This is a genomic window from Caulobacter vibrioides (genome assembly GCF_002858865.1).
Taxonomy (GTDB): Bacteria; Pseudomonadota; Alphaproteobacteria; order Caulobacterales; family Caulobacteraceae; genus Caulobacter; species Caulobacter vibrioides.
The window spans coordinates 1-4351 of the sequence record NZ_PJRR01000002.1 but is presented as its reverse complement, the minus strand read 5'-3'; the positions used below and the strand labels follow the sequence as shown (position 1 = coordinate 4351).

The window sequence follows — 4351 nt, the reverse complement described above, 5'->3', positions numbered from 1 at the left end:
CATCAGAACCCTTCCCCACAATCACCAAACACCCTGACGCGGGGTGGAGCAGCCCGGTAGCTCGTCAGGCTCATAACCTGAAGGTCACAGGTTCAAATCCTGTCCCCGCACCCAGTGGACTGATCGACAAGAAGCCGCCTTCGGGCGGCTTTTTTCGTTCCCTGATTTCGTTTCCTGACCCGATCACCAGAACGATTTGGCGTCCAGCAGGTCGTCCAGCGCCTCGCGGGCGGCGCGTCGAAGCTTGTCGTCGTCGTGCTGGAGCAGCGCCTCCGTAGCCGCGCACGCCAGGGTCGCGTCGCCATGGACGCAGCTGTTCACCAGATCCCTGCGGATGGCGCGGTCGTTGAGCACGCCCAGGGTGTCCTGCACCGCCTTGGCTGCGGCGAGGAAGCGTTCGGCGCGGCGCGGGTGGTTCGGGAAGAGCGGCGCCAGATCCTCGGCGGCGTAGCGGAGGGTCTTGCCCTTCAGCCGCAGCCGGTGGCGCTCGTGAGCGTCGAGGGCGTCAAAATGCTTGGCGCCCTTCTTCATCCGGCGGCGCAGGCGATCAAGTCTGTCGGCAGCATACGCGGCCGCGGCGATCGTGCGGAGCTCGGCGAGGGCGGGATCGCTGGTCCAGGCGCCGGCTTCGAGCCAGGCGGCGGCTTCGAGGAGGACATCGCGCGCGCGCGCGCTTTCGAGGGCGGCCTCCATGCGCAGATAGGCGGTGGTCCGGGCGGCCTTCAGGCCGCGCTCGAAGGCCTCGCGGCCCTCGAAGGTCGCCGCCGAGCCTTCCCAGACCTCGCCGACGAAGACGTCGAGATCGCGGGCGGCGTCCAGCTCGCCGGCCAGCCAGTCGAGCTCGGCGTCCAGCGCCATGGCGGCGGCGTCGCGCGATAGCGGCTTGAAGATCTTCAGCATCGCCCGCAGGCGCCGGGCGGCGACGCGCGCCTGGTGGACGCTGTCCGGCGCGGGCCGCTCGCGCAGGGCCTCCAGCGCCGCGCACAGGTGAGCCAGGCCCGCCTGGCCGATCGCCTGCAACGCCGCCTCGACGCTCGCCTCCGGACCCAGGGTCGCGGTCTGTCGGCGAACCCGCGGCGCCGCGTCGCCGGCCGCCAGGCCATAGCCGCGCTCGGCCTTGCTGATCAGCGACAGCCGCAGCGGCGCGTGCCGGGCCAGGGTGCGGGCCAGATCGAACAGCGCCTGCGCCTCGCCCGCCTTCAGCTCCAGCTCGAGCTCGCAGACAGTGGCCTGACGCTCGCCGGCGCTGAGCTCGCCGCGATCCAGGGCGACCTCGATCAGCGTCTCGCCGGCCGCGACCATGCGGATAGTCCGCTCGACCCGGGCGGTGAACACCGGCGCCAGCGCCGCCTCGGCCAGCATCTCGCCCACCGGGGTGCGGGCCAGGGCGTCGCGATCGGGCGTCGGCCCCGTGATCGTCTCCTCCCACTCGCCGCGCGAGAACACCCCGCCCGCCGAGGCCGATTTCAGGGTCTGCTTGCGCCCGCCCTCGCCGTCGCGCACCCGCAGGCCGAAGCCGGCCCGGCGCAGGGCGTGATCGGCGGTGTCGTAATAGGTGGCGTCGAGCTGGCGCACCGCGCCCTCGCCGTCCAGGACGTCAAGGATCGCCTCGGCCGCCTCGGGCGGGATCAGGAACTTCAGCTCGATCTCATGATCCATGATCAGAGCGTCTCCCCAGCGCGTCAGCAACTGCTCTAGCGGAACTCTTGCCAATCGTCATGTGTCGGTCCAAACGTCGCGCCCATGAGTGAGATCACCGCTTCCCCCCGCCACGACTGGACGCTTGCCGAGGTCGAGGCCCTGTTCGCCCTGCCGTTCATGGAGCTGGTGTTCCAGGCGGCCAACGTGCACCGCGCGCACTTCGATCCCTCCGAGATCCAGCTGTCGCAGCTTTTGTCGGTCAAGACCGGCGGCTGCGCCGAGAACTGCGGCTATTGCAGCCAGTCGGCCCACTTCAAGACCGGTCTGAAGGCCGACAAGCTGATGGCGGCCGACGACGTGGTGGCCAAGGCCCGCGCGGCCCGCGACGGCGGCGCCCAGCGCTTCTGCATGGGCGCGGCCTGGCGCGAGCTGAAGGACCGCGACCTGCCCAAGCTGACCGAGATGATCGGCGAGGTGAAGGCGCTCGGCCTGGAGACCTGCGCCACCCTGGGCATGCTGACCGCCGATCAGGCCAAGGCCCTGAAGGCCGCCGGCCTCGACTACTACAACCACAACCTCGACACCGGCCCCGATTACTACAAGGACGTGGTGACCACGCGCACCTATCAGGAGCGCCTCGACACCCTGGCCCATGTGCGCGACGCCGGCATGAGCACCTGCTGCGGCGGCATCGTCGGTATGGGCGAGCAGCGCCGCGACCGCGCGGGCCTTTTGCACCAGCTGGCCACCCTGCCGTCCCACCCCGACAGCCTGCCGATCAACGGCCTCGTGCCCATCAGCGGCACGCCGCTGGGCGACAAGGTGCTCGCTGAAGGCAAGGCCATCGACGCCATCGAGTTCGTCCGCACCATCGCCGTGGCCCGCATCGTCTGCCCCAAATCCATGGTCCGCCTGTCGGCCGGCCGCGAGGGCATGAGCCGCGAGCTGCAGGCCCTGTGCTTCATGGCCGGCGCCAACTCGATCTTCGTCGGCGGCAAGCTCTTGACCACCCCCCTGCCGGGCCAGGACGAGGACAGCCAGCTGTTCCAGGACCTGGACCTGAGGCCCATGGGCGGCGCCGTCCGGGTCGAGGCCAAGGCCGACGCCGGCCTGGTCGCGGCGGAGTAGGTTCCCGCGATCCTCCCCCTCGCGGGGGAGGTGTCAGCGCAGCGGACGGTGGGGGAAGTTCGGCTGACCCTGCCCCTTCCCCCTCCGTCGTCTCTTCGAGCCGACACCTCCCCCGCGAGGGGGAGGATTTGGGACGCGCCTTACCGGCTTCACGCGATCCCTCGCTGAAGGTTCGGAAAGGGACGCGGAGCGCCGGACATCCGTCCGGAGACAATGGATAAATACCGTTTCGACGAAGCTCGACGCTCCGCGCAGCCGTTATCCGCCAGCGTCCCGTCAGGTGGCCCTGTTCAGGCCTTACCGGGACCCGAGCGTCTGGTTTCCCAAACGTCCGACGGTCGAAGAGGACGAGCCAATACAGGCTAAGACACATCCTTTTGCCTCCAACCACGCCGACGGCGGGCGGGTCTGGCCAGCAACCAGATCCCCGGACCGTCCGAGTATCCCCCTCGAACCTGTCCCCGCTCGACCGCCCCCCGCCGCCGCAAATGGTCGCTGGCCACGCGCCCTTTCCTCGCGACGAGGTGAGATCAGTATGCGGCGGGTTGCAACGCCGGGGACAGATCGTCGCGTAAAAGTGACAAGGCGTTGATTTCGTTGGGGTGAACGGCGCCAATTCCGAGCGTTCACGCCCGCCGATCCCCGTAAGCAGCTATGCTTTCTCTCCTCCCCCATCGGGGGAGGGGGACCGCCGAACGGCGGTGGAGGGGCCAGCCGACCTGGCAACGCCCCTGTCGGATCAGAACCGGTCGTCCACAGGATGTAACCCCGCCACACAAGGCCCCCTCCACCCGCGTTCGCGGGTCCCCCTCCCCCGGTGGGGGAGGAGAGGGATTTTCGGAGCCCCCTGTCGGTTCCCGCGCCCCTCGTCCGTCCTTGTCCCAAACGGAGAGACCATACGCATGCGCGAGAAGATCATGACCTGGGCCGGGTGGATGCTGTCGGGGGCGTTCGCCCTGTTCATCGCCGGCGGCTCGGTGGGGCCGAAACTGCTGCATCACCCGGCGGCGACGGGGACCTTGGACAAGCTGGGCTGGGACCCACGCCACACCCTGACGATCGGGATCATCGAGCTGACGTGCCTGGCGCTCTACCTGATCCCGCGCACCCGCCTCCTGGGCGCGGTGCTGTTCACGGGCCTCTTGGGCGGCGCCATGGCGACCCAGATGCGCGCCGAGAGCCCGCTGGTCAGCCACACCCTGTTCAGCGTCTATCTGGGCCTCTTCCTATGGGGCGGCCTGTGGCTGCGCGACCCGGCGCTGCGCGCGGTGTTCCCGGTTCGGCTGGGGAAGTAGCCCCCTTCCTCCCCCACACCAACCTATCCCGTCATCCCGCGCTTCATGCGCGGGACCCATGGTTCAGCTTCCGCGTGAGCGAGCAGGTCCGCTCCGCCCGTGCGGCGGACAAATGGGTCCCGCGCATAAAGCGCGGGATGACGGTGTCTTGCTGTTTGCGCGTTTCTCTCCTCCCCCACCGGGGGAGGGGGACCGCCGAACGGCGGTGGAGGGGCCAGCCGACCGGGCCACGCCCCTGTCGGATCAGAACCGGTCGTCCACAGGATGTAACCCCGCCGCACGAAGCC

6 protein-coding genes, 1 tRNA gene and 1 pseudogene are annotated in these 4351 nt (G+C 69.5%); 4 read left to right on the top strand and 4 right to left on the bottom strand.

The window, feature by feature from the left end:
- Positions 1 to 37 precede the first annotated feature (37 nt).
- Positions 38 to 114: transfer RNA gene (locus CVUC_RS00145), tRNA-Met, on the top strand.
- Positions 115 to 183: 69 nt separating this feature from the next.
- Here CVUC_RS00145 and CVUC_RS00140 read toward each other — a convergent pair.
- Positions 184 to 1659 (bottom strand): inorganic triphosphatase, encoded by a 1476-nt coding sequence (locus CVUC_RS00140; RefSeq protein WP_205685756.1) that lies wholly within the window; start codon positions 1657 to 1659, stop codon positions 184 to 186.
- 84 nt (positions 1660 to 1743) lie between these two features.
- Here CVUC_RS00140 and bioB point away from each other — a divergent pair, with 84 nt between their 5' ends.
- Complete coding sequence (gene bioB, locus CVUC_RS00135) at positions 1744 to 2769, top strand: biotin synthase BioB (RefSeq protein WP_096034508.1); 1026 nt, start codon at positions 1744 to 1746, stop codon at positions 2767 to 2769.
- Positions 2770 to 3066: 297 nt separating this feature from the next.
- On the opposite strand, the gene CVUC_RS20715 is transcribed toward bioB, so the two are convergent.
- Positions 3067 to 3303, bottom strand: a complete 237-nt coding sequence (locus CVUC_RS20715; protein ID WP_423748624.1) for a hypothetical protein — start codon at positions 3301 to 3303, stop codon at positions 3067 to 3069.
- A gap of 92 nt (positions 3304 to 3395) precedes the next feature.
- Positions 3396 to 3509, bottom strand: coding sequence for a hypothetical protein (locus CVUC_RS20100; RefSeq protein ID WP_233279820.1), 114 nt, complete (start codon positions 3507 to 3509; stop codon positions 3396 to 3398).
- Here CVUC_RS20100 and CVUC_RS00125 point away from each other — a divergent pair.
- Positions 3471 to 4064 carry a DoxX family protein gene (locus tag CVUC_RS00125; RefSeq protein WP_096034506.1) on the top strand — a complete coding sequence of 198 codons (594 nt, stop codon included), beginning with the start codon at positions 3471 to 3473 and terminating at the stop codon, positions 4062 to 4064. The genes CVUC_RS20100 and CVUC_RS00125 overlap by 39 nt on opposite strands.
- A gap of 148 nt (positions 4065 to 4212) precedes the next feature.
- On the opposite strand, the pseudogene CVUC_RS00120 reads toward CVUC_RS00125, so the two are convergent.
- Positions 4213 to 4308 (bottom strand): annotated as a pseudogene (locus CVUC_RS00120) (hypothetical protein); the annotation flags it as partial.
- Between CVUC_RS00120 and CVUC_RS20090 the strand changes: the two are divergent.
- Positions 4270 to 4351, top strand: an 82-nt coding sequence (locus tag CVUC_RS20090) for a hypothetical protein (RefSeq protein WP_236849604.1), incomplete at its 3' end; no start/stop codon positions are given. The pseudogene CVUC_RS00120 and the gene CVUC_RS20090 sit on opposite strands and share 39 nt — an antisense overlap.